This window comes from Psychrobacter sp. AOP3-A1-26 (assembly GCF_052378235.1).
GTDB lineage: Bacteria > Pseudomonadota > Gammaproteobacteria > Pseudomonadales > Moraxellaceae > Psychrobacter.
This window is the reverse complement of record NZ_JBQSXN010000220.1, coordinates 1-407: the sequence shown is the minus strand read 5'-3', so window position 1 is coordinate 407 and position 407 is coordinate 1. Positions and strand designations below refer to the sequence as shown.

The window sequence follows — 407 nt, the reverse complement described above, 5'->3', positions numbered from 1 at the left end:
CGCAATCAATATACCCGAGAATTCAAGCTTGAAGCCATCAGCTTAGTGACTGAGCATAAGCGTAAAATACCTGATGTAGCAAGCTCACTTGGCATTGGCAAATCCACCCTGCAGAAATGGCTGAGTCAGTATCGACAAGAAACGAATGGCCAAGCACCTAAAGTCGGCAACGCTTTAACGGATGAACAACGCGAGCTACAAGAATTGCGTAAGCAGGTTAAGCGACTCACTATGGAGCGCGACATATTAAAAAAGGCTTCTGCTCTGCTGGCCTTGGACAGCCTGAACGGCTATCGCTGATAAGCAAGCTTGCAGAGCAAGACAAAAGCGTCAGTAAACGCCGACTATGTGACTTATTTGGCATCATTAAAAGCAGCTACTACTATGGCACACAGACTAAGCCTATC

At 46.4% G+C, this 407-nt stretch carries 1 protein-coding gene; it reads left to right on the top strand.

From position 1 onward, the window contains the following. Positions 1-300, top strand: a 300-nt coding sequence (locus ACT3TU_RS14375) for a transposase (protein WP_444752849.1), incomplete at its 5' end; no start/stop codon positions are given. Positions 301-407: the final 107 nt, after the last annotated feature.